Here is a 25927-nt window from a genome sequence, read left to right as displayed (position 1 = left end):
GTCTGCCGGGAAGTTGTTTATGGGCGAATGCTTAGTGGGTGATTAGAACTTCATCAATGTGGTGCAGCAACTCGCCTTCGAAAAAATACTGACGCCCGTGACGTTGGATTCACCCAGTTTTTTGTATTCGACAATCTTGTCTGTGAGCACTTGTAGTGAAACCCCGTCGGAGTTTTGAAGTATCAACTCCAATCGTAGATCAAGAGATTTGTCCTGATTGGCGCTCCGGACCAGCGTCGGGATAACGCCGGAATTTGCTACGGTTACGGTGCCAAAGGTGCGGAAAGATGCAGTGCCCGGCATACGATCGATTTGTGCGGTCCAACCTTTAGTTGTGATTTTCATAGTGGTAACTCCTTTAGTTAAAGTTGATTGCTTCCTGCGGGAGCCAATATAACGGCTTTGACTTGATGGTGTTAGTTAAGTGGCGGCTGGGATTGTAAGGAGAAATGAACTTTCAATGGCCTACTTGGTTTTGGCTTGAGAGCTACTGCCTAGGGTTGTAGGGATATATATTGTTAAGGGCTGCAAGTTATCGAATGTTTGGCTCATTGGAAATAGGCGCTATTGCCTACGTTGGAAGCTCTGGCCGGGTCAGGAAGTCAGGCGATCGACAGCGCAGAGGGTTTGCGCTACGGCCCAGGCTGCTACATCGGGCAATCCTCGGCCAAAACAAAGGGGCAGCGAGGCAATCCAGTTACGTTTTGGACGGGCAAAGCGCCAATTCTTGTAGTATAACTACAAGCTTGCTACATCCCGGCATCTGCCCATAACAAGAGTCCAGCCCCTTGAACCTGTTGCAACACATCGCCCAGTCACGCCACTTGCTGCGCAAGTCGGAGCTGAAAGTCGCCGATCACGTACTGCTTGATCCCGCGGCCGTGATGCATAGCTCCATGGCCGATCTTGCCCACAGCGTCGGCATCAGCGAACCGACCATCGTGCGCTTCTGCCGGGCCATCGGTTGCTCGGGTTTCCAGGATCTGAAACTCAAGCTGGCGCAAAGCCTGGCCGCCGGCGCGAGCTTCGGTCAGTTTGCGATCCATGAAGATGATTCAGTGGCGGACTACAGCCTGAAAATCTTCGACACGACCCTGCATACGTTGATGGAGGTTCGCGAGAAGCTCGACCCGGTGGCGTTGCAAAAAGCCGTCACGGCCATGTCCCAGGCCCAGCGAGTCGAGTTTTATGGCTTCGGCGCCTCGGGCGCAGTGGCGGCCGATGCCCAGCACAAGTTCTTCCGGTTGCTGCTGACGGCAGCAGCCTATTCTGACCCGCACATGCAGGCCATGTCGGCAGTGACCTTGAAACCCACCGATGTGGCGATCTGCATTTCCCAATCGGGGCGCTCCAAGGACCTGCTGATCACCGCGAACCTGGTGCGCGAAAGCGGTGCTTCGCTGATCACCTTGTGTCCGAGCCAGACCCCCTTGGCGGAGCTGTCCACGGTGAACCTGGCCATCGATGTGCATGAAGACACTGAGATCTACACGCCGCTAACCTCGCGCATCGCCCATCTGGTGGTGATCGACGTACTGGCGATGGGCGTCGCCATGGCCCGTGGCCCGAGCTTGGTCAACCACCTCAAGAGCGTGAAGCGCAGCCTTCGCAGCCTGCGGCTGTCGCCCAAGTCGGTGAAGGCGCTGGACGACTGAATCCCAAGCCCTGAGGTCGAGGGGCTTTTGTGGCGAGGGAGCTTGCTCCCGCTGGGCTGCGAAGCAGCCCCCAACGATTTTTCCAGATACACCGCATTGGCTGGTTTGCGACTGCTGCGCAGCCGAGCGGGAGCAAGCTCCCTCGCCACAAAGTGTCATTTCCCCCTGAATTCATCGTTCTGTAACGCACGCGCCGCCAAACCGTCATCCCTCATCGTCATCGTAAAGCTCCCGTATACGTCTTGGGAGTCTCGACATGACCCAGTCCTACGAAGAACGCAGCGCCGTCAAAACCCGTCGTCAGCAGGAAGACCAGCGCCGCATGGCGTTCCGTCGTGCAATCGAAGACCGCTATGAACAGCGTCAGCTTCTGGCCGAGATCAGCGAGTTTCCTGACGCGGTAGAGTTCAATTACTGGCAGGCAACGCCGGCGGCTTCCCGTCGAAACGCTCAACCAGGCCGATGATCTGAGCGCGCTCGCCGCGAACGAAGGCCAGGAAGGCATGGGCCACCGGTGACAGGCGCTTGGCCCTGGCCTGCACCAGGCACCAACTGCGGTACAGCGGCAATTCCTCCACCGGCAACTCGATGAGTGCGCCGGACGACAATTCCCGGCTCGCGGCGTGACGTGTCAGCAGCGCCACGCCCAGCCCGGCCACTACGCATTCGCGCTGGGCTTCCGCCGACGCCACTTCCAGCGTCTGGGTGAAGTGCACCCGTTTCTCCTTGAAATATTCCTCACAGGCCAGTCGCGTGCCGGACCCCGGCTCGCGCAACAGCAGCGTGTAGGGCTCCAGGTCCTGCAAGCGCAGCGGACCCAGGTGGCACAGCGGATGGTCGGGCGGCGCCACGGCGACGATCGGATTGTTGAGAAAGGGCAGGAATTCCAGGCCCATGTCCTGGGGCACCATGGACATGATCACCAGGTCGTCGCGGTTGTCCGAGAGCCGGCGGATGACCTGGCCGCGATTGACCACCGTGAGGTTGAGGTTGACCTCCGGATGCTGGCGCTTGAATGCGGCGAATAGATGCGGGACGAAGTATTTTGCGCTGGACTCTACCGCCAGCTTCAGTTGGCCTTGCAGCGAACCCTGCATGTCCGAGAGCTGCATATCGAGGTTTTCCAGGCGCCCGAAGATGTCGCGGCTGGCACGTTGCAGGGCTTCGGCGGCTTCGGTCATGTAGAGTTTCTTGCCGACATACTCGAATAACGGCTGGCCAATCAGCTCTTCCAGAGATCGAATCTGTAGGCTAACGGCCGGTTGTGTGAGAGACATTTCGTCGGCTGCACGGCTGTAGGACCTCAGGTCGCACACCTCGTTGAAAATTTGCAATTGACGCAATGTCATACGCATCAACGACTTACGCATCTTTTAAGTACTCTGGTGTGGGACGGGCAGCTCAACTATAAGTCTTTGCTTATGCATGACCCAATAATTATTCATTTTTGTTAATCCACAGCCAGGACTAGTGTGGAGCTGCGACCAATTGTTACATCTGGTCACGCGTCGGCCTGGATCCCAGGCCGTGGTATCACCGGCTCAAGGGAACCTCCAATTGATAACAAAGATCCTGATCGCCAACCGTGGTGAGATTGCCGTCCGCATCGTGCGCGCTTGCGCCGAGATGGGCATTCGCTCGGTCGCGGTCTACTCCGACGCGGACCGCCATGCGTTGCACGTCAAGCGTGCGGACGAGGCCCACAGCATCGGCGCCGATCCGCTGGCCGGCTACCTCAACCCGCGCAAACTGGTGAACCTGGCGGTGGAAACCGGCTGTGATGCCTTGCATCCTGGCTACGGGTTTCTCTCGGAAAATGCCGAACTGGCAGACATCTGCGCTGAACGCGGCATCAAATTCATTGGCCCTTCGGCGGAAGTCATTCGCCGCATGGGTGACAAGACCGAAGCGCGTCGCAGCATGATCAAGGCCGGTGTGCCGGTCACGCCGGGCACCGAAGGCAACGTGGCGGGCATCGAAGAGGCCCTGACCGAAGGTGATCGGATCGGTTACCCGGTGATGCTCAAGGCCACCTCTGGTGGCGGCGGTCGCGGTATCCGTCGTTGCAACAGCCGTGAAGAACTCGAACAGGCCTTCCCGCGGGTGATTTCCGAAGCCACCAAGGCGTTCGGTTCGGCGGAAGTGTTCCTGGAAAAATGCATCGTCAATCCCAAGCACATCGAAGCGCAGATCCTGGGCGACAGTTTCGGCAACGTGGTGCACCTGTTCGAACGCGATTGCTCGATCCAGCGCCGTAACCAGAAGCTGATCGAAATCGCCCCGAGCCCGCAATTGACCCCTGAGCAGCGCGCCTATATCGGCGACCTGTCGGTGCGCGCGGCCAAGGCCGTGGGCTACGAGAACGCCGGCACCGTGGAGTTTTTGCTCGCCGAAGGCGAGGTGTACTTCATGGAGATGAACACCCGGGTGCAGGTGGAACACACCATCACCGAAGAAATCACCGGTATCGACATTGTTCGCGAACAGATCCGCATCGCCTCCGGGCTGCCGCTGTCGGTCAAGCAGGAAGACATCCAGCACCGGGGTTTTGCGTTGCAGTTCCGCATCAACGCCGAGGATCCGAAAAACAACTTCCTGCCCAGCTTCGGCAAGATAACCCGCTACTACGCCCCGGGCGGCCCGGGTGTGCGCACCGACACGGCGATCTACACCGGCTACACCATTCCGCCGTTCTACGATTCGATGTGCCTGAAACTGGTGGTCTGGGCGTTGACCTGGGAAGAAGCGATGGACCGTGGCCTGCGAGCCCTGGATGACATGCGCCTGCAGGGGGTCAAGACCACCGCCGCGTATTACCAGGAAATCCTGCGCAATCCGGAATTCCGCAGCGGCCAGTTCAACACCAGCTTCGTTGAAAGCCATCCTGAACTGACCAACTACTCGATCAAGCGCAAACCCGAAGAGCTGGCCTTGGCCATCGCCGCCGCCATTGCCGCCCACGCAGGCCTGTAAGGAATCATGACAATGTCCAAGAAGATCCACGTTACCGACACAATCCTGCGCGACGCTCACCAATCGCTGCTCGCCACGCGCATGCGCACCGAAGACATGCTGCCGATCTGCGACAAGCTCGACAAGGTTGGCTATTGGTCGCTGGAAGTCTGGGGCGGCGCAACCTTCGACGCCTGCGTGCGCTTCCTGAAGGAAGACCCGTGGGAGCGCCTGCGTCAACTGCGCGCGGCGCTGCCCAACACGCGCCTGCAAATGCTCCTGCGTGGCCAGAACCTGCTGGGCTACCGCCACTACAGCGACGACGTGGTCAAGGCCTTCGTGGCCAAGGCCGCCGTCAACGGCATCGATGTGTTCCGCATTTTCGATGCGATGAACGACGTGCGTAACCTGCGGGTCGCTATCGAAGCGGTGAAAGCTGCCGGCAAGCACGCCCAGGGCACCATCGCCTACACCACCAGCCCGGTGCACACCATCGACGCGTTCGTGGCCCAGGCCAAGCAGATGGAAGCCATGGGGTGCGACTCGGTGGCGATCAAGGACATGGCCGGCCTGCTGACCCCATATGCCACTGGCGAGCTGGTGAAAGCGCTGAAGAGCGAGCAATCGTTGCCGGTGTTCATCCACTCCCACGACACTGCCGGCCTGGCCGCGATGTGCCAACTCAAGGCCATCGAAAACGGTGCTGACCACATTGACACCGCGATCTCCAGCTTCGCCTGGGGCACCAGCCATCCGGGCACCGAATCGATGGTTGCGGCCCTTAAAGGCAGCGAGTTCGACACCGGGCTGGACTTGGAACTGTTGCAGGAAATCGGCCTGTACTTCTATGCCGTGCGCAAGAAATACCACCAGTTCGAAAGCGAGTTCACCGCGGTGGACACTCGCGTCCAGGTCAACCAGGTGCCGGGCGGGATGATTTCCAACCTCGCCAACCAGCTGAAAGAGCAGGGCGCGCTGAACCGGATGAACGAAGTGCTGGCGGAAATCCCGCGAGTACGTGAAGACCTCGGCTTCCCGCCGCTGGTGACCCCGACCTCGCAGATCGTCGGCACCCAGGCGTTCTTCAACGTGTTGGCCGGTGAGCGCTACAAGACCATCACCAACGAAGTGAAGCTCTATCTGCAGGGCGGTTACGGCAAGGCGCCGGGCTCGGTGAGTGAGAAGCTGCGTCGCCAGGCCATCGGCAGCGAAGAAGTGATCGACGTGCGCCCGGCCGATTTGCTCAAGCCGGAAATGACCAAGCTGCGCGGCGAAATCGGTGCACTGGCCAAGTCCGAAGAGGACGTGCTGACCTATGCCATGTTCCCGGACATCGGTCGCAAGTTCCTCGAGGAGCGCGAAGCCGGCACCCTGACCCCGGAAGTGCTGCTGCCAATTCCTGAGGCAGGCAGCGTGAGCTCCGCGGGCGGTGAAGGTGTGCCGACCGAGTTCGTCATCGACGTGCACGGCGAAACCTATCGCGTCGACATCACCGGTGTGGGCGTCAAGGCCGAAGGCAAGCGTCACTTCTACTTGTCCATCGATGGGATGCCCGAAGAGGTCGTGTTCGAACCGCTCAATGAATTCGTCGGCGGCGGCAGCAGCAAGCGCAAGCAAGCCACTGCGCCAGGCCATGTCAGCACCACCATGCCGGGCAACATCGTCGATGTCCTGGTCAAGGAGGGCGACGTGGTGAAGGCCGGCCAAGCGGTTCTGATCACCGAAGCCATGAAGATGGAAACCGAAGTCCAGGCGGCCATCGCCGGCAAGGTCACCGCCATTCATGTGGCCAAGGGCGACCGGGTCAACCCGGGCGAGATCCTGATCGAAATCGAAGGCTGATTCCAACAGCCTCGATGCAATGTTTTACCTCGGGGGAGCAGGTGCTCCCCTTTTTTTCGCCCGTCAGAACATCATCCGCCATTGCCCGGTCAACGCACCGTTATGGTTGTCCTGGCCCGTTTCCGCGCTGTAATTCAACCCTAGGGTGTGACCTGGCGATACGGCCAGTTCCAATCCCGCTTGCAAGAGCAAGCTGTCACGGTCCAGTTCGACGCCTTTGATGGTGTAGGTATTGCCGCCATTAACCAAGCGTTGATGGGAGCCGCCCCTGATGTCGCCGTATAGGTGCTTCCAGCCGACATCGACGCGTGGTGTCAACCGCATGCCTTGGTCGAACACAAAAGGGCGAGCGAGGCGCAAGCCGAGGTCGCTGCTGTAGTGCTCCTGCGCCTGGCCGTTGTACCGCAATGCAGCATCGTCACCTTTTTCTGAATAGGCATCGCGTTGATAGCGCTGGTAACCCACTTGGGCATAGGGTTCGATATCGAAATGACCGACGTCCAGGTTGTAGCCAACCTGTCCAAAGACCTGTTGCGTCGTGGCGGCGTAACGACCCTTGAGGTGATCCTTGAAACCATTGAACGCGACATGGCGCTTGGTGCTGCCGTCATGGCTGCCATGGACGGCACCCAGGCGCAGCGCCAGCGGTCCTTCCTGGCGCACGGCATAGGCGCCTACGAGCCAACTGTCGAGCGCTCCCTCGAATTGATAGCTGTCCAGTCGTGTCTGGGTCTTGCTGCCGATGACACCCAACCGCCAATTGGAGCTGACAGCCCAATCGGTTCCCAGCATCAGGCCCTTGGTGGAATGCTTGAGGGCAAAGTTGCCCAATTGCTTGGCGAGGCTGCCGTTGTTTCCGATGGCCTGGACCCAGACCTGGTCGTTGCCATGTTCGCCCTCAGGTGTATTCAGGCTCATGGCGGAAAGCATTCCCGAGCTGATCGGTGCGACGCTGCTCAGGGTGGCATTGCCTAGATCTGCAGTGTCGTAGCCGCCCAGTTGGTCGATGGCATCGGCGGCTGTGGCCATGTTGGTGCCGAGTAGGGCAGCGATGGCGGCGTTGGGTTTTGGAGCTGGCTTGGTGGCTGTCGATTGGGTCGCTGGTTTTAGTTTGGCGCTGGCAACGATTGGAGATGCGGTGGGTTTTGATGCAGGACGTTCGGCTGGCGACTCGACGGTCGGAGGTTGCATAGCCGTGGCCTCGGATTCCAGCGGCGTTGGTTTGGCCAGTTTCGGTCCAGGCAGACTCTCTACAAACTCTTCAGCGTTTTCGTTGGTCGCGGCAATTTTTAATGGAATGTTGTTACGTTCGAAAATCAGCCCTACTTCTGTTTCTGTATAGTCAGGTGTTGCTGTCAGGAAGACGAGCTCATTTTCGATCTTCCCAAACTTCCCCACCACCTTACCCGCGTCGATCACGACTCGCCTGTTCGTGTCGACGAATTCACCGGGTATGGCGGGGATTTTCAATGTCGCATTGCCCAGCGTCGCGGTACCGCCAACCTTAATCGTGGCGCTGCCTTTTTCCGCGTCAATTCCGTAAACCAGCGTCGCGCTCTTGAGTAGCTTGAGATCATGGGTAACCGAAGGGGCGCCAACGTCTGGACCGACCTTCATCAAGCCGGTCACATCCAGCGCGTCGACCGTCCCGTTGCCGCTGAACGTGGCGTTTCTTCCAACGAACACGGGACCGGCCACGGTACCCCGGTTATCGAATACACCAAGCACGTGCACCGCACCCGCAATCTGACCGGTGTTGGTCAGCTTGGCCTTCGAGTCGACCAGGCTCGCACCGTTGAAAGCGACGCCGCTGGACCATTCGCCTTGCTTGAGATGCAGATCGGTAACGTTACTTATCTGATTGATCACGCCTCCCTTGGCGATATCCAATTGCAGGACATTAGTCCCGCCGCCTCCGTCAGTAAGCCCGAAAAGATCGCCTTGCTTGCTGACAATCACCAGGTCGTCGCTGTCGCCCATCGACAGGGGCGCTTCCTGAACTTCGGTGACCCTCTCGATCTTTGTATCCGGTGCCGCCGCGAACGTCTTGAGCCTCGCCTGCATCTTGGCGGTCGTTTCAACGGGGCGGGCTTCTCCGGTAACTGACTGAGCCATTGAAACCTCGGCACAGCCAAGCGCCAAGGTTATTGCCAGTGCGAGGTGTTGGGGCAGGAATACGTGTTGGGTAGGCATCGAATGTGACCTCTGATGAAAGAGGTCGCACTTTAAAAATTTCACCCTGTGCGGCGATGCCAGCCATCTCCTCGCCATGGGAAAGATTCGGCGGATGAAATTTGTAGGCTGCTCGTGCTGCGATCAGCGTGTTGGTTCGTTGGCTTTCATGGTCCGGAGCTTTGCCCTACGGGCCTTTCAGAAAATGGAAAGCGTCTTTTTAAGGTCGGTGTGTATCACCGTTTCTGCGGATCTTGGTGGGATCGTGTTTCTCCTGTGGGATATGAATTTTGTGTCCGCTGAAGATTGAATGTGGGAGCGAGCCTGCTCGCGATGGCGGTGGTTCAGTCACGTGGATGTTGGGCTTGCCGGCCTCTTCGCGAGCAAGCTCGCTCCCACAGAGGGGCTGTGTTGAGCATAAGTTTTATGTTCATTGAAAATCGAGTGTGGGAGCGAGCTTGCTCGCGATGGCGGTGCGAAACCGCCAGCCGCCATTACCGCAGCAAGGGATCTACACGCTGCCCTCAAAGGCACCTCGGAACAGCTCAACGATTATTCAGATAAGCCTTCCCATAATGCCGCTCCATCCGCGCCTGGATCAGCTCCAACGCAATGGACATCAACCAGTAAATAATCGCCGCCGTCGTCAGCATCTCGATATACCGATAACTGGAACGCCCATAAGACTGCGCCAGAAACATCACCTCCCAGACCCCCATCACCGAGATCAGCGAGGAATCCTTGAGCATGGAGATGAATTGGTTGGTGGTCGGCGGGATGATGGTGCGCATGGCCTGGGGCAGGGTGACGCGCCAGAAGATCACGGTTTCCCCCAGGCCCAGGGCGAGGGAGGCTTCGCGTTGGCCGTGGGGGACGCCGAGGATGCCGGCGCGGAAGATTTCGCTCAGGTAGGCGCCGTAGTTCAGCGACAGGGCGATGATCCCGGCGGCGATGGCGCCAGGGACCACGCCCAGTTGGGGCAGGCCCAGGTAGATCAGCAAGATCTGGATCAGCAGCGGCGTGCCGCGAAAGAACGACGCGTAGAAGCTGGCGATGCCGAAGGCCACCGCACTGCTGGACAGTCGCGCCAGGGCAGTGATGAAACCCAGCAACGATGAGGCTACGATCGAACACAAGCACAGGAACAGCGTCAGCACCGCGCCCTGTAAAAAGCCATTGGGGGCCAAATGCAGCCCCAGCAGGTTTGGCAGTTTGTCGAGGATGATCGAGAACTTCAGGTCGAAGCTCAGGAAAAAACTCGCGAACAGCACCAACATCGCCGCCCAGGTCAGGTACAGCCGAGTGCGAAAACCGAAGATTTTCTGCAGGCGTGATTCAGCCACCGATGGCGGTGGCTGAGGGGGTGGAAAAGAAGTCATTGAGTGATGTCGGCGCCGATCCATTTCTGCGAGAGTTTGCTCAAGGTGCCATCCTGTTTCAACTGGGCAAAGACTTCACGCACCTTGCTGTCCCACTGCGCGTCGCCCTTTTCGATGGCCACCGAGTTCGGTTCGGAGTAGAGCGCATCGCCGGCCAGCTTGAAGCGCTTGTCTTCGGTCAGGCGCGGCTGGGCGGTCACCAGGTTGGTCAGCACCGCGTCCAGGCGCACCCCGGCGCCCAGGCCCAGGTCCTGGAACGCCACGTTGTCGGTGTCGTACGGAGCGATCTGCACTTCCTCGAACGGATAACTCAGTTGGGTATCCTCGGCGCCTTCGATCACCAGGTTCTTGTTCAGGTAGCTCTCGTAGCTGGAGGCGCTGGTGAGGCCGACTTTCTTGCCGCTCAGGTCCTTGGCGCCGTGGATACGGTCGTCCTTGGCGTTGACCACGATCACCGCGGGCGAAGCGTAGTACTGCACCGGGAAGTCGAACACTTCGGCGCGGGCCTTGCTCGGCGTCATGGAGCAGATGCAGATGTCATAGCGCCCGCTCCAGTGACCGGCCGCGATGACGTCCCAGGACGGTGTTTCCAGGCGCAGCTTCACCCCCAGTTTCTGCGCCACGGCCTTGGCGACGTCCACATCGAAACCGTCGAGCTGGTTCTGATCGTTGAGGAACGAGAAGGGCGGATAGCTTTCCATCAGCACGCCAACCAGCTCTTTTTTCTGTTCGATGCGGTCCAGCGTGGCACCGGCAAACGCTTGCGGAGAGGCAGCCAGCAGCGTAAGGCCCAGGGCCAGCAATCGTTGTAATTTCATGTGAGGGCCCTGTTAGAAAAATAAGTTGTAGTTCTCTGAATGGTGCGTATTAAATAGTTATAAGAACAACTCCGGTAGTGAGTATTTTTCATAAGCTTATGAGTGAATCGCATATGGGCGTAGCAACAGTCATTCTCGATGGCGGCATGGGCCGTGAACTGCAACGCCGTGGCGCGCCGTTTCGACAACCCGAGTGGTCGGCGCTGGCACTGAGCGAAGCGCCCCGGGCCGTGGAAGATGTTCATGGGGCCTACATCGCCAGCGGTGCCAATGTGATCACCACCAACAGCTACGCCGTCGTGCCGTTCCATATCGGTGAGGCGCGTTTCGCCGCCGAAGGCCAGGCGCTGGCGGCTTTGGCCGGTGAGCTGGCGCGGCGGGCTGTGCAGGCTTCAGGCAAGGCCGTACGAGTGGCCGGATCGCTGCCGCCGCTGTTCGGCTCCTATCGTCCCGATCTGTTCGATGCGTCTCGCGCCGCTGAACTGCTGACGCCCTTGGTGGCGGGCCTGGCACCCCACGTTGACCTGTGGCTGGCGGAAACCCAAAGCTCAACGGTCGAGGCACGAGCCATACGTGCCGGGATCCCGCAGGATGGCAAGCCATTCTGGCTATCGTTCACCTTGAAAGACGAGGACACGGATGAAGTGCCGCGCCTGCGTTCCGGTGAACCCGTGGCGGATGCCGCGGCAGTCGCAGCGGAGCTGGGCGTCGAGACGCTGCTGTTCAACTGCAGCCAGCCGGAGGTGATCGGTGCGGCCATCGATGCCGCGCGGCAGACGTTCGAGCGCCTGGGCGTGAAAATCCACATCGGTGCCTATGCCAACGCATTTCCGCCGCAGCCCAAGGAGGCGACCGCCAACGACGGGTTGGACCCGTTGCGTGAGGACCTGGATCCGCCGGGGTATCTGCAATGGGCGGCGGACTGGCAAAAGCGCGGGGCCAGTCACTTGGGCGGCTGCTGCGGAATCGGGCCGGAGCATATCGCCGTCCTGGCGCAACAATTGGGTTGAGTGGCGTGGCGGTTGGCCGAGGCATCGGCCGACCACCTGTTCATCCCCGCTTACGATTTTTACCCAAAGCGACAGCGATGCCATACATATGTATGGCCGTGCTGCGTGACTGACGCGTTAGGTTTCCGGACTTTCCAATCAACCCTTGGACAGTCCGATGCCCTCTGATTCGACAAATCAACCCAACCCCCTACCGATACCCAGCGCGGCGCCATTGAGCGGTGACCGCCAGCCGTCCTGCGAGCCTGTACCAACAGAAACGCCCATGCCAGACGACGACCTGAGCGCCGCCGGCAAAGAGCAGCTGCGACAATTGAAGCTGCTGGACGCCAACCAGAAGAGCCTGGCGCTTCTATTCGCCGGCCTGCCAACTTTCGATTCGGTGATCAATAATCTGTTGGTCAGCTCGATCAAGAAAAAAATACCCGAGCGTAAGCTCCGTCCATCGCTGCTTGAACATATCGACCCTGATCATTGCTACGTGAATCACTTCGCCATCGATTCGGATGGCGGGCGCACGTTGACGCACTCGCAGAGTTTTACCGACGTGATGCGTAGCAGTTTGAAAACCGATACGCCGCCCACCTATACGGCCGGTGGCGTGGGCTTCTACATTCGCCCGGATACCGTGGACGAAGCTGACAGTATTTTTTCCAGCCCTGCGGATAGCAAAATCCTACAAGCGATGGAGTCGACGTTTTACATAGCCGGCCCGACGACCAACGAGACGGTGAGGCAGCAATTGCGTGACGACCTCCGTCTCTTTCGCAACAGCGAGCGCTGGGCGGGCATCCTCGACAAGGCCGACTCATCGACGGCGCAAGCGGTCTTCGTTCATCTGCTTTCAAGGCGCTTCCTGCATCTTTGCAACCTGTACAAAGCCGACCGCAAGCCGGCTGTCTCAGCGGGTGAGCGAACGCAACGGGCCGAGGATGACCGCCTGTTGGACATCATCAGCACTCACCCCTCCATGCTCGACAGGGGACGCTTGCAGCGAGCGCCCATCCCTCATGTTTATGCGGTCATGCTCGATACGGGGCGCGCAACGCCGCAGCAGTGGCCCGCCGCAATGGTGATCAAGCAAACCGAACGACAACGGCTGTTTTTGTATTCCCTGGAAGGCGGCCTGCAGCGCTTTCCGTCCTTTGAGGCGATGACCGCTGCGGTGAGCCCGCTGTACCAAGGGCAGAAGAGCAGGATCCGGGATATTTCCTCCGAGCTGTCGGGGCATGTATTTGAGGTGGCGGCCTCCGATCTTTTTCAGCTGCAAAGCGCGGCGCTGGAGAAAGTCCTGAGCGCACCCACCGGCGAGACGATGACCCTGGAGGCGTTTGCCCAACAAACAGAAGATGTGCTGAGTTTGCCAGTGCTATCGCTTTCAGGGCCGTTGGCGATGCGTCGGCTGACCCGAGTGGAAAACAACCGCCCAGCCTTTTACGCGTCCGCAACACCTTCGGAGCAGGCGAACTATCGTCGTCTGGAAGCGCAGGTGTACCAGGGGGTTTATGAGCTGAGTGGTCGTGTCCAGACGCTCGCGCAATTCACTCAGGAGAAGATCAAGCAGTACCTCAAGCAAACGTTGCACCCGGCCATAGAGCCCGATCCGGACCGGACCCAGGTCACGCTGTCTTTTGGCAACAAAGCCAACCCAAGGCAGTCGCGCACCATCAGCCTGACCCAGCTGATGCTGGACAATCTCCGCCCGCCGCACTATCCGGAGGCGATGAGTGAAGTGTCGACGGTCTATCTTGTCGATCAGCACTGCCGGCGTATTCGACATCCGGTTTCTGGCTTTTCCATCACGTTGGCTGGGAGTGAACTTGCCCGCATGGCCGTGGGAATCGATGCCGGCGGCAACTATGAAATCCTGCTGCGAGAGGAGATGAACAAACCGCAATACAAGGCGGCATGGCAGGCGGCGTATCTGGCGAACTTGAAGTTCAAGGGCTACGAGGCCGGGCTGAGGGGCGACAGCGTGTTCAAGGCTACTGGCCTGGACAAGACCGGCAACCCACCGAAGCTGCAAAAGCGGGTGCCTCTCTGGTTGGCCGCCGTGTTGAAGTCTCCGGTGGCGGAGGCTCGTGCCCAGGTCTTCGGGCGAAGAGTGCATGTCCATGGCCTGCTGCTCGGAGGAAGCGTGGGCGCAGGAGGGCAGCATGGGGCGATGGGCAACGCCCTCAGTGTGGATGGCGCACTGATTTTTACCGATCAGCTCGGACCGGAAATCAAGGGCCCCGTCGGGGTGTACTTTCCAGACAGCCCTGAGGGCGACGACTTCCAGGAATTTTCCGATCTGGGTGAGGGCGTCGGGGCGCTTCTGCTGCAAGAAAAATGGCAGGCGTATTTCCGTTCGCGAATCTCCGCGCCCGATGCTGACGAATTGAAGGGTTTATCAGCGCAGCGACGCGGTCGGCCGCTGATTCGTGGTTCCTTGATTACCGGTGACTTGTTGGAAACGCTTCATCGCGCCTATGTAAATTTTCACAGCGCCCATGCCGATCACTTGTCCAACAGCAACCTGGACGTCCGGCGTCACCACGCTGCCCGGGTGTTCATGGTGACGGTCGATATTCTGTTGGAAGTGGCAGGTGTGCTGGCGGTGCCGGGTGTCCAGCTACTCAAGCGAGCCGTGAGAACCGGCTCGTTCGTGCTCAGGAGCGGTGTGGTTCCACGGGACCTTGATACCTTGGTCTTCATCGACAAAGTGGCTAACCGTCTTGGACAGGGCAGGGCCCACGGCTGGACGATTCCATCACGGGGCCAAGCCTCGTTTCTAGCGGTGAAAGCTCGTCAACATGCAGGCGAAGCGTTGGCCGGATTGCCACTGGAGGAAGCGATCTATCATCGTTACGCCGTTAAGGATACGGCGCCGATCCGAGGGCTGGCCCCTGATGCCCAAGGCTTCTATCGTCCCAGGCTCAACAATGACGGCACGGCACAGGTCTATGTGCGGCAACCCGACGGGACGGTTTTTCGCGTGCACGATCACACGAAAATGACCGCCATCGAGGCCACGATCGTCGATCCATTAACGGGTCTGAACATCCGTTCCAGTGGTGTGATGAGAAGTACCGTGGCACGCATGCCCAATGGCGAATGGCGCGCCGTGGGATTCGGCCAGGGCGGGGGTAAACGGCCTTCCCAGACACCGCCTCCGTCGGACCCTTCCAAGCCCAAGGTGCCTGCCCTGACTTCCCCGGATATCTCCGACGCTATCCGTACCTTGGGCAACTGGGACAACGAGGTCATGGACCTGGTCCCCTCCATCATCACCCGGCTGCCGAGTTGGCCGCGCAATCGCAGCTTATTGATCATCGATGAGATGTCCGCTGGGCGCGCATGGTCAGTGCGCTACACCCCAGGGCGGGATGAGCGTGTCTACCCCAACAGTGTTCATCCCGACCGGGCGAGCACCGATATTGTCCTGCGGCGCACGGGTCAGAGTCATTACAACCTGATCCTGGGCAATCGCATGATAGACATCCCTGCTAATGGCGACTGTTTTTTCAACGCCGTCGCCCGTGGGCTGAATGAAGGGCGGCCCCAGGGGGACTTCTCGGTACGAGGGTTGCGAGGTGCCGCTGCCGATTACATCGATCAGCATCCGGAAATCCGCAATTACCTGGCTCCCCAAGCCTCCGGGATGCAGCAAGCGCTTCTTGATAACGCACCGACGTTGCAACAATTGCTGGGAAAGGCGGCAGTGCTTGACCTGACCCAGATCATATATGGAGGCCCCAACCCGCACCGATTGTTTCAACCGATCATGAACTACTTACGCTCATATGCCGATGCCTCGCTGCGTGACTACCTGCTACAGGCACAGTCCATGACACTGCCCCCGGAAATGCTTCAACACATCGGGCGCCATTTATCGCCACGCCCTCCCGGTCGGTTGATACAGAGCGAATTTCCTTTTTACTTGGTGGAAGAGGAAGCGCTGATCAAGTTCTTCGAAGACATGTTGTTGGGCCCGGTGGTCGCTCGACACATTATCGAGCTGATCAACAACGAGTACCTCATGCTTTCCCAGGACGTGCTACACATCATGCTCGAATACGGCCTGAAAGCCCGTGAGTTGACCGACCATCATCCAAGAAACCGGATGGCCTACGTCAAATTCGATCAAGCCGTGCATGGCGACCTCAGTGAGGACGAATTGGATGATTTGTTGGGTGACGCTCACTTGGTGGATCAGGGCGACCTGAAAGGTGTCCAGCGCAGACTTGAGCGCGAGACAGGCAAGTTAGTAAATGACGATTCGGAACTGATGGATCAGTTCATTTACTACGACCGCGCGGAAGACCTTGTCGATTTGCTCACGGTAGCCCTCCAGCGTTTTCCCGATTTATTGAGGCGAGCCAACATCCTTCTAAAGTCCCCCGTCATTTCTTCGCATCTGGGTGGCATGCTTCCATTGAGCGCAATGTCCCAGTGGATACGCGACCCAAGCCTGACCGATGAGCGGGTTCGCCACATCGCCGCCTACACCGTCACTCGTTATACCGAAGTCGTGATGACCGGCGACATCGACATCAGCTGGATGCGAGCGTTCGACGACGATAACCTGCGCGACATTATTTTCCGCCAGCAGGTATTGATGAGTTTCATGCGATTCATTGGCGGTGTTCGGGGGAATCTGGTGGATGTCGATCTACCTGCCGTCGCCAGACTGTTCAGCGCCCCAGGACAGCCTCCCTCCAACACCCGTGTCGCTTTGTTGTTACAACGCCCTGGTGTCTGGAGCTCGATTCACAATATGTCCGGAATTACAGCCGAGGGTGCCAGAAGTGTCTGGGACGATCTGATCAGCGTGCAATACAGCGACGACCTGATTCGCGAAACGCTCCAGCGGCCTGGTGCGCTGGCGTCTGAGTCGGCTTTCGCAGGCGCACTGGTGGACAGTTTGCTAAGCGAGGAAAGGCAGGCGCACCAGCTGCTTCTGGGGACTTACGCGGTGAGCCAAGTAGAGGCCCAGCAATTCCTGCGGCGCTTCAGGTTTTCGGGCAACCGGGCGGAGCACAGCCGCCTGAGCTTCGCGCGCTACGTGAGTCATCACGGCGGAATACCCGAATGGGCGTGGCAGTATGCCAACGAGGGCGTCACACCCGAATCACTCAGGCGATTTCTTGCCTCGAGACGACCACCAAAAGCGGAGTGATCCGATCGCCATCGCGTGGCTGGCACGCGATGGCAACGCTGCGGAAACACGCATTCACATATGCATGTGGCCGCCCAAGGTTGCCTATATATATGTATCGCTCCATGGCGGCGACGGAAGGATAGGGTCGGGCTTCGTCAATAAACAAACGGACCCCCCATGACCTTATTTCTTAACGATGAACCAGGCGTGCCGCTCCAAGCGCCTGGCATCACGCTAACGCCTATTCACTCACTACCCGACGGCCATGCATTCGAGCCGCACCCGTTCGCCGATCAGTGGTTGCTGGCGGTGGGACTGCCCGGCGATGCACCGCTTCGTGTGACTTACCGGGAAGTTGGAGCCGCTGGTTCGGCTGCTGAAGATAAAATCGCATCGGTTCCCTTGCGTGCCGCTGTTACGCAGGGTTTTCTCAAGGCTTATCAAAGCAAGCCTATTGCTTCCCTCGCGGCGTTCAACCGATGCGAGGATTGGATCGAGTATCCCCACAGAAGCCATATGAAGCTGGACTTTTCGGCACTTCGTATCGACGGCTTTGTGCTTCCAAGAAGCCTGTTGCAGAAGTTGCAGGCAGGCGTGCCGCCGGGCTACAGGGGGCCTGGACTCGCTTTCGAGACCGATTCCGTCAGTCAAGATAACCCGCTCGCCCCTCAAGAAGCGGCTCGCCACAAACATCTGACACGTCTGGCCGCCCATAAGGCCGATCTGGATCGTTTGTTCGCAGGCTTGCCCACGTTCGACACGGCGCTGAAGAACTTGCTGGTCAATTCGATCAGGGAAAAGATCAAACCGGACAAATTCCGTGGCGCAGCGCTACTGGCGATCGACCCGGACAATTGTTATGTGAATCACTTCACGACAGATTCGCTCGGGGCGCGCTCATTGGTTTCTTCATTGAGTTTCAGCGAAGTCATGATGGACTGTTTGTCCACTGATGAGCCTCCTGTATACGCCCAGGGAAGCGTAGGGTTCTTCACTCGCTCGGACACGGTGCAAGAGACCGAAAGCCTATTTGTCGACCCGGTGGATGCCCATATCCTGGCGGCCATGACGTCGGCGTTCCATATCGAGAACCCGACCACCCATATTCACCTGAGGCGTCAGTTCCTTGATGATCTGGCCGCATTTCGCACGAAGGAGACCGTGAGAGATGCCCTCGACCCGGTTATCCCCTCCACCGCGCAAGATGAGCTGGTGCTCAGGCTTTCCCAACGATTCCTGTATTTATTCGATTTATACAAAGCCGATCGAGACCCCGCTGCACGGCTAACCGAGGCAGAGCGGAACCTGCGCAATGACGAGGATCGCCTGCTGGGCATCATCACGACGCACCCTTCAGAGTCGGCCAGGGGAAGTTTGATGAGGCAAGCGCATCGTCCCCATGTGTACAAAGTCATGCTTGAAATGGACGGCGACCTGGTTCAGAAGTGGCCGGCTGCGATGGTGATAAAGCAAAGTGATCAGCCGGTTTTATTCCTGTACTCCATGGAAGGAGGCATACAGCGGTTCGATGAGTTCCGCGAGTTGGTGAATTCGGTAAGCCCGGTCTATCAAGGGCAGCAGCGCAAAATCAAAAGTATTGACCAGGCGCTTCCCGAACATGTCTTCGAGCAGGCAGCAAAAGACCTGCTTGATCTTCAGTACGCGGCGTTACAAGCCGTTCTGAAAGCACCGGAACGGGTTCAGTTCGATTTGGCCCGCTTTGCCCTGGATGCCGAGCAAGCGCTGGAATTGCCGATGCTGGCGCTCGACGGTGTGCTGATCGCCCGAAGCGAAACCTTGTTCAAGAACAGCCGTCCGAGCGCCTACAAAGTCGCGACAGTTACAGAGAAGCGCATCTATCGCTTCCTCGAAGAGGAGGCGCTGACAGCGGAAGGCGAAATTGCCAAAAGACGCGTTCAGACACTATCGGAGTTCACTCGCGAAAAAATCGTCGCTTATCTCCAGGAGCATCTGCACCAGGACATTGATCCGGATCCAGACCGGACGTTGATTACCCTGTTTCAAGGGCGCGCGTGTACCTCGAAGGACTCGCGGGCCACCAGCCTGACCCAATTGATGATCGAGAATACGCGCCCTTCACAGTACCCCAATGCAATGAAGGAAATCCGGCCTGTCTATCTGGTCGATCAGGACGGCCAACCCATCAGCCATCCCCAGACCCGTCGTTTCATTCCTTTGAAGGGGCCTGAGCTTGCCAAGATGGCGACAAGCCTTGATATCGGTGGCCGCTACGAGACGTACATCAGGGAAAAAATGAATGCGCCGGATTACAAGGAGGCCTGGTGGGACGCTTACCTGGCCAATATGACTTTCAAGGGCTACGAAGCCGCCCTCAAGGGTGATGATGTACTCAAAGAGACCGTGACGGATGACACTGCCCATCCAGCGCGCACCGAAAAACGGGTCGTTCTCTGGCAGGATGCGGTGATCAAATCATCGCTGGCAAAGGATCGCACGAGGGTTCAGGGAAGGGAGGTACATGTTTACAGTCTGCTGCTCGGTGGAGCGGTAGGCGCTGGAGGCCAGCATGGCACCTTGGGCAACGCAACCAGTGTCGACGGTGTGTTGATTTTTTCAGATCAGGACGGGCCGATAATACAGGGCACCGTTGGCGTCTATTTTCCGGACAGTCCCGGTGGCGATGATCTCCATGAGTTTGCCAATCTCAATGATGGTGTTGCGCAGCTTCTTCAACAGGAAGAATGGCAGGTCTATTTCTCCTCCCGCATCGCCACTGACAATCCTGAAGAACTGAAACAAATCTTCGGGACGCGAAGCGGTCGCCCCTTGGTCCGTGGCGCGTTGATCAGCGGTAATTTGTCTGAAGCGCTGCATGAGGCGCACGTGAGATTTCGAATCGCCCATGCCGATCATCGTTCCAACAGCAACCGCAACATCCTGCACCAAACCATTTTCAACCTGACCGTGATGGCGTTCGAAACGCTCCTGGACGTGGTTTCGTTTGTAGCCCCTGGCTATGCCGCTTTGCAGATGTACTTGAGGGTAGCCAAGACCGGCCAAATCCCGCTTCACCTGAACATCGTCAAATACTTGATCCGCGCCGGCATCGCGCCGCGACCTGTCGGTGGCGCGATGGGCACCTCACGAAAGACATCGTTCTCCCTAGCGGTATTGGCCCGTCTAAGCCAACAGGGAACATCCCTTGGGCTGCCATTGGAACAAGCGGTCTACAGCCGCTACGCGGTACAGGATGGAACGGTTCTACGAGGGCTGAGCCCGGATGCTGGTGGGTTTTATCGCGTTACAGTCCGGGATGCAGCCACAGGCACTGTCACCGCTCGCCCGGTGTATGTGCGACAACCGGAGGGAATGGTGCTCCGGGTGCACGACAGTACAAAGCTGAACGCAACCGAGGCGACCTTGGTCGACCCCGTTTCAGGGGCGAGCATCCGCTCCAGTGGCGTGATGAGAAGCACCGTGGCGCGGATGCCTGACGGGGAGTGGCGAGCGGTGGGGTTCGGCCGGGGAGGTGGCGGGGACCGTCCAACGCGGCAGTCCTCGCGGCCGGGCCCGTCAAGTTCGGGCACTGCTGGCCAGACGCTCGAAGACATGATCGCTGTGCTGGAACAGCCCGGCCAATGGGATTTCCTCCTGATGGATATCGTTCCGGAACTCGTGCCCCGTATTCCGAACTGGCCGCAAAACCGCGGCCTGGTCATCATGGATATCAGGCCCGGAAGGCTTCCTTCCACCCTGCGGTTCTCGCGCCAGGCAGGCCCGGAACGTTTGTCGAGCAGTCCGGATTACGCCACGGACGTGGTGGTGAGACGGTCGAGCGACAGTCACTATGATTTGATCCAGGCAGGTCGTGTCATTCCAATCCGCAGCCTCGGTGACTGTTTCTTCTCGGCGGTTACCCAGGGCTTGGACGAACTTGAGGGGAGGGTTGTTTTCTCCCCGACGGAGTTGCGCCTGGCGTCGGCAAGATACATTCGCGAAAACCTTGAATCGTTTCGCCACCTGGAAGTCCAGGACGCCCCCCGCCGAATGCGGCCGTCGGATAGCCAGGGGGAGGAGGCGGTGGCGAAGGCGGGGCAGGTGTTTGTGAAAACGGAGACCACGCTTGAAAATCTTCTGGGCAGGGAGACCCTGGATGTTGTAACGAGGCTGCTCGCTGGCGCGCCTAACCCGTATAGGTTGTTTAGATCGCCGCGGGTACGCCTGTCGCTGCGTGCAGGTTTGGCTGCCGTCGGTTTCTCGTCGCAGCTCTGGAGACAAATCGAGCAGTTGGCGCCGGTCCGGCCTTTGTATGGATTGGCAACCTCATTCACGCCCTACACGCCCGCCCAGAGAAGCGTTGTCGAAGAGCTCCTGGATATGACGCTGGTCGGCAACGAAGGTGGGCGAACGATCGATCTCCTGGCCAGGGATGGCTATTTCCAGTTGAACCGGGATTCGATTCATATCTTGCTTGAGTACGGCGTCGGTATTGATGAATGGTACAAGTTTTATCCCAAGAGCCCGACAGCCTATATTCCGAGCAGCGAGGCGGGTGCCGGGGATGTGCGGGGGCTCCTTAACGGCAGGGAGCTGGTGCATCCACATCAGTTGGCCGAGCTTGCCAATACACTTAACCTAAATCCCGGCCTGGGAAGCCCGATCAGCGGAATGATTGAGTTATTCCGCTATAAGAAAATGACCGGACGCACCGTTGGGTTACTTCGAGGTGCCCTGCGCAATAAGGGTCGGTTGGTGGCCCGGGCTGAGCGGGTTCTAGCCTCTCGTGTGATCGAAACCAATCTTGGCGGTGCGTTGCCCGTATCGGTATTTTCAAGGTGGATAAGTCATCCAGCGCTCAGTTCGGCGAAGCTTGAGTTTATTGCCAGGTATGCCGAAACCCGTGTGCAGGAGATATTGGATACCGGCGATATCGATATCCAATGGATCCACGGGTTCACAGACAAGACGCTGAGAACCATCGAAATGCATTCAGCATCGCTAGCAGCTTTTGTTCGCTTCCTGGAACCACAATCGGGAAGTGCTACGGATATCGGTATGGCGGCCATCGCCAGCCTGCTAACCGGCCCCGATGGCGTTCCGTCGAACTCCAGAACTATTATTTTGCTCGATGTCCCTAACTTGTTGGCTAATCTGACCAACAATTTTACCCGCGAGGAAGCCAGGAGTATTTGGACAGAGTTGATCAGCCCTTACTACAGTGACCTGAACATCTACGACGCGCTTGGGCAGGTCCGCCCGTTGAACTCCGAAGCGAATTACACATCGGCATTAATCAATGCTCTCCAGCAGGATGTGGCACGCGCGCACCAGCTGATTGACCGTGTCTTTGCCGATCCCACGACCTCGGCGCAGGTACTGAATCACCTGTATCGCTTTGACTTTACGGCGAATCGAGCGGAACACAGCCTTTTGATGTTCGCCGAATACGTGAGTTGTTTTAACCGAATACCGGATTGGGCATGGCAATACAAAAAACATAAAAACTGATGGAACGATGGCTATCGCGGGGCTTCCCGCGATAGCCATCTTTTCTATTTAACGGCACGCCGCCAAGTTTCGGACCTGCCCGCCTTCGCGTTGATTCTCTTCGCTCAACCATCGTTCAAATGCTGCTCCGATCGCCGGCCATTCCGAATCGAGCATCGAATACCACGCCGTGTCGCGGTTCTGGCCCTTGACGACCATGTGCTGGCGGAACACGCCTTCAAACGTGAAGCCCAGTCGCTCGGCGGCATATTTGGAACGGGCGTTGCCGTTGTTGCATTTCCATTCGAGGCGCCGGTAGCCGAGGGCAAACGACTCCTTGGCCAGCAGATAAACCGCCTCGGTGCTTTTCGGCGAGCGCTGCATTGGCGCGCCGAAGGTGACGTGGCCGATCTCGATGCGGCCGTGGGCCGGAACGATGGACATCAGGCTCAGGATACCTTGCACCTCGCCGCTGGCCCGGTCGATCACGCTGAAGAAATACGGGTCGATGTTGGAGGCGTGGTTGTCCAGCCAGGCATCGAAGGCGCCCCGGTCCTTGAACGGACCGTAGGGCAAATAATCCCAGAGTTTCGGATCGGCGCCGGGGCCTTCGAGGGCTTGCCAAAGACCCTCGGCATGACGCGCCGGGTCGAGTTTTTCCAGGCGGATGAATCGCCCTTCGAGCAAGCGCGTAAAGGGCGCCGAGACACCTTTCCAACCGGTCAGCGAGGTCGACATGCTGTGCTCCTTACAGGGCTTTGCGAAATTGAATGAAACCTGGGCGTTCTGCAATGCGTTCGTAGAGTTGGATCGCCGTCGCGTTGGTCTCGTGGGTCAGCCAGTGGACTTTGCAGCAACCGTCGGCCTTGGCGGTGGCATAGACGAATTCGATCAATTGCCGACCGACACCGGTGCCTCGACTTTGCTCGGTCACCAGCAAATCTTGCAGGTAACAGGAATTCTCGATGCTCCAGTTCGAGCGATGATAAATGAAATGCACCAGGCCCACCGCCGTGTCGCCGTGCCAGGCGAGGGCGCCGTGGGTCGGTTCGCGGTCATCGAGCAGGCGCTGCCAAGTGCTCTGGGTCACCGCCTCCGGCAGTTCGGTGTTGTAGAACCGCAGGTAGGCCTGCCATAGCGGCAGCCAGGCCGCGTGATCTTCGGCGGTGACGAGGCGGATCTCGGTGTGGCTCATGTTCACTCCTTGGCGGATGCGTCGGGGATCAGGCGTGCGAGCGCCTGGTCTTGGGGGTCGAGGCTGGCGGCCAGGCCATTGCGCACCCCGGCGACATCTTCGGGGCTGCGGTTCTGGCTGAGCTTGCGTTTACCTTCCAGGCGTTGGATGGGCAGCGAAAAGCCGACGATGGCCTTGAGCATCGCATCGACGTACTCGGCCGGTGCGTCATCGAGTTTCCACGGCTGGGCGCGGCCGGTTTCGTGTCGATAGGTGAGGGTGCTGACCAGCTCGCGCAGGCGAGTCGCGTCGCTGAAAACGTCGGCAGTGCCATAGGCGTGTACGGCCAGGTAATTCCAGGTCGGCACGACTTTGCCGTGTTCGGCCTTGCTGGGGTACAGACTCGGGCTGACATAGGCGTCGGCGCCGGCGAATATCACCAGGGCCTCGGCACCGGCTTCCAGGTCGCGCCATTGCGGATTGGCCCGGGCCATATGCCCGTGCAGGGTTCCGTGGAGGCCCTGTCGCGTATCCAACAGCAGCGGCAAGTGGCTCGCCTGCAAACCGTGTTCACCATGAGTGACCAGCACGGCCAAGCGGCACTCGTTCATCATTTGCTGTAGCTGGGGGAGATCCTGGACGGCAAAGGCTTTTGGGTTGTACATGGAGATTTTCCTTGGCGAATGCCAGCATCCTAGGCAGGCTATTGGTCTGTTGTAAGAGCCACTCCAGACCAATTCGATAGGTCCATTCGAGACTGCGATGAATACCAACGCGCTGCCCCTGTCGTTCAACCCCGCCGGAATCGAACTGGATCGCCGCCATGGGCTCAGTCGGCAGCTGTATCAGGCATTGCGGGCTCGCGTCCTCGATGGGCGCCTGACAAGCGGCACACGCCTGCCTGCCAGCCGCGACTTGGCGGCGGCCTTGTCGATCTCGCGCAACAGCGTGGTGCGTGCGTATGACCAGCTCTACGCTGAGGGTTTCATCGAAGGGCGAGTCGGTGACGGGACTTATGTGGCGAATCTGTCCTCTACGGCATTGCCCTTGAAAAAATTATCCACAAAACCATCCACAGGCTTTTCAACAGGCTTACCCACAGGGTTATCCACAGAATGGCTCGATTTACCTGTCGGTCCATCCAGTAAAGTTACCCACAGCAACGCTTTGCACCGTGTCGAAAAACATCATTTGGCCCAGCCTCCAGCGGGACCTCCCCGGGCATTCCGGGTGGGCGTGCCGGCCTTTGACCTGTTCCCGTTCGAGGTTTGGGCCAAGCTGAATGGGGCTTTCTGGCGCAAGCCCGATCTGCAGCAGCTATGTTATGGAGACTCCCAAGGCGATGCGCGGCTGCGAGGCCTGATCGCGGCTTACCTGCGCAGTTCCAGAGGGCTGCACTGCACGGCTGAGCAAATTGTGATCACCAGCGGCGCGCAGCAGGGCATCAGCCTTTGTGCACAGCTGCTGGTGGACCCGGATGACGTGGTGGCGGTGGAAAACCCTGGCTATCGCGCTGCCGGGCATGCGTTCGCGGTGGCCGGAGGCGACGTCAGGGGCGTGCCAGTGGACAGCGATGGGTTGGATTGCGCAGCGCTCGCGACGTTGAGCCATTGTCGGCTGGTGTATGTCACGCCATCCCACCAATACCCGACCGGGGTGGTGATGAGTCTTGCGCGGCGCCTGGAGTTGCTGGCCTGGGCCGAACGCAACGACGGCTGGATCGTCGAGGATGATTACGACGGCGAATACCGCTACAGCGGCGCGCCGCTGGCGCCCTTGGCTGCGCTGGATCGCCAGGGGCGGGTACTTTACGTCGGCACCTTCGGCAAGGTGGCGTTCCCGGCCCTGCGCCTGGGTTACCTGGTGCTGCCGCCGGGCCTGGTGGACGCCTTCGCCCGACGGCGCGCGGTGGATGTGCGTCATTCCGAAGTCAGCACCCAGGCCGTGATGGCCGAGTTCATGGCCGCCGGGCATTTCCAGCGGCATATCCGGCGCATGCGTCGAGCGGCCCTGGCTCGGCGGGATGCGTTGCTGGCGGGTTGGCCGAAGGCTGTGGCGGGTGTCGGTGCGATGCCCACGGTCGTCGCTGGGTTGCATGTCACGGTCCCCGTGGACAGCGTCGAGCGTGAACGTGAACTGATTGCCCAGGCCTGCGGCGTAGGCGTGGAGATCAACGGCCTGAGTGGCTATTGGTTGCCTACCACGCCTGCGCAAGTCCGCGCTGGGCTGGTGCTGGGGTTTGCGGCGGTCCCGCCGGCGGCGATCGGCACCGCGCTGGCGAGCCTGGCAAAAGCCTGGGATGTCTGACGGCCC

The 25927-nt window shown here is 59.1% G+C and carries 15 protein-coding genes and 1 pseudogene; 8 read left to right on the top strand and 8 right to left on the bottom strand.

Annotated elements, in window-relative coordinates:
- Nucleotides 1–31 precede the first annotated feature (31 nt).
- Nucleotides 32–345, bottom strand: a pseudogene (locus tag ACLH0I_RS00520) (hypothetical protein).
- Nucleotides 346–788: 443 nt separating this feature from the next.
- Between ACLH0I_RS00520 and hexR the strand changes: the two are divergent.
- Together hexR and ACLH0I_RS00510 are read left to right on the top strand one after the other, a co-directional pair.
- Nucleotides 789–1655 (top strand): transcriptional regulator HexR, encoded by an 867-nt coding sequence (gene hexR / locus ACLH0I_RS00515; protein ID WP_003187110.1) that lies wholly within the window; start codon nucleotides 789–791, stop codon nucleotides 1653–1655.
- Nucleotides 1656–1911: 256 nt separating this feature from the next.
- Complete coding sequence (locus ACLH0I_RS00510) at nucleotides 1912–2121, top strand: PA3496 family putative envelope integrity protein (RefSeq protein WP_080675527.1); 210 nt, start codon at nucleotides 1912–1914, stop codon at nucleotides 2119–2121.
- On the opposite strand, the gene ACLH0I_RS00505 is transcribed toward ACLH0I_RS00510, so the two are convergent.
- On the bottom strand, nucleotides 2063–3025 hold the full coding sequence (locus tag ACLH0I_RS00505) for a LysR family transcriptional regulator (RefSeq protein ID WP_411385995.1): 963 nt from the start codon (nucleotides 3023–3025) through the stop codon (nucleotides 2063–2065). The two genes, ACLH0I_RS00510 and ACLH0I_RS00505, sit on opposite strands and share 59 nt — an antisense overlap.
- A gap of 187 nt (nucleotides 3026–3212) precedes the next feature.
- Between ACLH0I_RS00505 and ACLH0I_RS00500 the strand changes: the two genes are divergently transcribed.
- Both ACLH0I_RS00500 and oadA read left to right on the top strand, forming a co-directional pair.
- A complete protein-coding gene (locus ACLH0I_RS00500) occupies nucleotides 3213–4628 on the top strand; it encodes an acetyl-CoA carboxylase biotin carboxylase subunit (RefSeq protein ID WP_003187105.1) in 1416 nt (471 codons plus the stop codon).
- 12 nt (nucleotides 4629–4640) lie between these two features.
- On the top strand, nucleotides 4641–6449 hold the full coding sequence (oadA, locus tag ACLH0I_RS00495; protein WP_186710765.1) for a sodium-extruding oxaloacetate decarboxylase subunit alpha: 1809 nt from the start codon (nucleotides 4641–4643) through the stop codon (nucleotides 6447–6449).
- A 63-nt stretch (nucleotides 6450–6512) separates the two neighbouring features.
- Here the strand turns inward: oadA and ACLH0I_RS00490 are convergent, their stop codons facing one another.
- The 3 genes from ACLH0I_RS00490 to ACLH0I_RS00480 all read right to left on the bottom strand — a co-directional run bounded on the left by ACLH0I_RS00490 (nucleotide 6513) and on the right by ACLH0I_RS00480 (nucleotide 10818).
- A complete protein-coding gene (locus ACLH0I_RS00490) occupies nucleotides 6513–8642 on the bottom strand; it encodes an autotransporter domain-containing protein (protein ID WP_411385994.1) in 2130 nt (709 codons plus the stop codon).
- A gap of 524 nt (nucleotides 8643–9166) precedes the next feature.
- On the bottom strand, nucleotides 9167–10000 hold the full coding sequence (locus ACLH0I_RS00485; protein WP_250965139.1) for an amino acid ABC transporter permease: 834 nt from the start codon (nucleotides 9998–10000) through the stop codon (nucleotides 9167–9169).
- Nucleotides 9997–10818, bottom strand: coding sequence for an ABC transporter substrate-binding protein (locus ACLH0I_RS00480; protein WP_411385993.1), 822 nt, complete (start codon nucleotides 10816–10818; stop codon nucleotides 9997–9999). The genes ACLH0I_RS00485 and ACLH0I_RS00480 overlap by 4 nt, the downstream gene beginning before the upstream one ends.
- 113 nt (nucleotides 10819–10931) lie before the next feature.
- Between ACLH0I_RS00480 and ACLH0I_RS00475 the strand changes: the two genes are divergently transcribed.
- The 3 genes from ACLH0I_RS00475 to ACLH0I_RS00465 all read left to right on the top strand — a co-directional run bounded on the left by ACLH0I_RS00475 (nucleotide 10932) and on the right by ACLH0I_RS00465 (nucleotide 22461).
- Entirely contained in the window at nucleotides 10932–11828 is an 897-nt protein-coding gene (locus ACLH0I_RS00475) for a homocysteine S-methyltransferase family protein (RefSeq protein WP_411385992.1), read from the top strand.
- A 265-nt stretch (nucleotides 11829–12093) separates the two neighbouring features.
- On the top strand, nucleotides 12094–16989 hold the full coding sequence (locus ACLH0I_RS00470) for a dermonecrotic toxin domain-containing protein (protein WP_411385991.1): 4896 nt from the start codon (nucleotides 12094–12096) through the stop codon (nucleotides 16987–16989).
- 159 nt (nucleotides 16990–17148) lie between these two features.
- On the top strand, nucleotides 17149–22461 hold the full coding sequence (locus ACLH0I_RS00465; RefSeq protein ID WP_411385990.1) for a dermonecrotic toxin domain-containing protein: 5313 nt from the start codon (nucleotides 17149–17151) through the stop codon (nucleotides 22459–22461).
- 48 nt (nucleotides 22462–22509) lie between these two features.
- Here the strand turns inward: ACLH0I_RS00465 and ACLH0I_RS00460 are convergent, their stop codons facing one another.
- From ACLH0I_RS00460 to ACLH0I_RS00450, 3 genes are read right to left on the bottom strand one after another with little or no spacing between them, the layout of a single operon-like run.
- Nucleotides 22510–23178, bottom strand: a complete 669-nt coding sequence (locus ACLH0I_RS00460; RefSeq protein WP_411385989.1) for a GNAT family N-acetyltransferase — start codon at nucleotides 23176–23178, stop codon at nucleotides 22510–22512.
- Nucleotides 23179–23188: 10 nt separating this feature from the next.
- Nucleotides 23189–23635, bottom strand: coding sequence for an N-acetyltransferase family protein (locus ACLH0I_RS00455; RefSeq protein WP_411385988.1), 447 nt, complete (start codon nucleotides 23633–23635; stop codon nucleotides 23189–23191).
- A gap of 2 nt (nucleotides 23636–23637) precedes the next feature.
- Nucleotides 23638–24279, bottom strand: a complete 642-nt coding sequence (locus ACLH0I_RS00450; protein WP_411385987.1) for an FMN-binding negative transcriptional regulator — start codon at nucleotides 24277–24279, stop codon at nucleotides 23638–23640.
- A 97-nt stretch (nucleotides 24280–24376) separates the two neighbouring features.
- On the opposite strand from ACLH0I_RS00450, the gene ACLH0I_RS00445 reads away from it, so the two are divergent.
- A complete protein-coding gene (locus tag ACLH0I_RS00445; RefSeq protein ID WP_411385986.1) occupies nucleotides 24377–25921 on the top strand; it encodes a PLP-dependent aminotransferase family protein in 1545 nt (514 codons plus the stop codon).
- Nucleotides 25922–25927 lie beyond the last annotated feature (6 nt).

This window comes from Pseudomonas sp. MPB03 (genome assembly GCF_046605385.1).
Taxonomy (GTDB): Bacteria; Pseudomonadota; Gammaproteobacteria; order Pseudomonadales; family Pseudomonadaceae; genus Aquipseudomonas; species Aquipseudomonas zanjanensis.
Note: the sequence above shows the minus strand (reverse complement) of the source record. Positions and strands in the feature narration are given on the sequence as shown.

What these genes read in the sequence shown, in the direction of transcription:
- ACLH0I_RS00510 (WP_080675527.1), top strand. Translation starts at nt 1,912, where the DNA reads ATGACCCAGTCCTACGAAGAACGCAGCGCCGTCAAAACCCGTCGTCAG.
- ACLH0I_RS00505 (WP_411385995.1), bottom strand. Translation starts at nt 3,025, where the DNA reads ATGCGTAAGTCGTTGATGCGTATGACATTGCGTCAATTGCAAATTTTC.
- oadA (WP_186710765.1), top strand. Translation starts at nt 4,641, where the DNA reads ATGTCCAAGAAGATCCACGTTACCGACACAATCCTGCGCGACGCTCAC.
- ACLH0I_RS00490 (WP_411385994.1), bottom strand. Translation starts at nt 8,642, where the DNA reads ATGCCTACCCAACACGTATTCCTGCCCCAACACCTCGCACTGGCAATA.
- ACLH0I_RS00485 (WP_250965139.1), bottom strand. Translation starts at nt 10,000, where the DNA reads ATGACTTCTTTTCCACCCCCTCAGCCACCGCCATCGGTGGCTGAATCA.
- ACLH0I_RS00480 (WP_411385993.1), bottom strand. Translation starts at nt 10,818, where the DNA reads ATGAAATTACAACGATTGCTGGCCCTGGGCCTTACGCTGCTGGCTGCC.
- ACLH0I_RS00475 (WP_411385992.1), top strand. Translation starts at nt 10,932, where the DNA reads ATGGGCGTAGCAACAGTCATTCTCGATGGCGGCATGGGCCGTGAACTG.
- ACLH0I_RS00470 (WP_411385991.1), top strand. Translation starts at nt 12,094, where the DNA reads ATGCCAGACGACGACCTGAGCGCCGCCGGCAAAGAGCAGCTGCGACAA.
- ACLH0I_RS00465 (WP_411385990.1), top strand. Translation starts at nt 17,149, where the DNA reads ATGACCTTATTTCTTAACGATGAACCAGGCGTGCCGCTCCAAGCGCCT.
- ACLH0I_RS00460 (WP_411385989.1), bottom strand. Translation starts at nt 23,178, where the DNA reads ATGTCGACCTCGCTGACCGGTTGGAAAGGTGTCTCGGCGCCCTTTACG.
- ACLH0I_RS00455 (WP_411385988.1), bottom strand. Translation starts at nt 23,635, where the DNA reads ATGAGCCACACCGAGATCCGCCTCGTCACCGCCGAAGATCACGCGGCC.
- ACLH0I_RS00450 (WP_411385987.1), bottom strand. Translation starts at nt 24,279, where the DNA reads ATGTACAACCCAAAAGCCTTTGCCGTCCAGGATCTCCCCCAGCTACAG.
- ACLH0I_RS00445 (WP_411385986.1), top strand. Translation starts at nt 24,377, where the DNA reads ATGAATACCAACGCGCTGCCCCTGTCGTTCAACCCCGCCGGAATCGAA.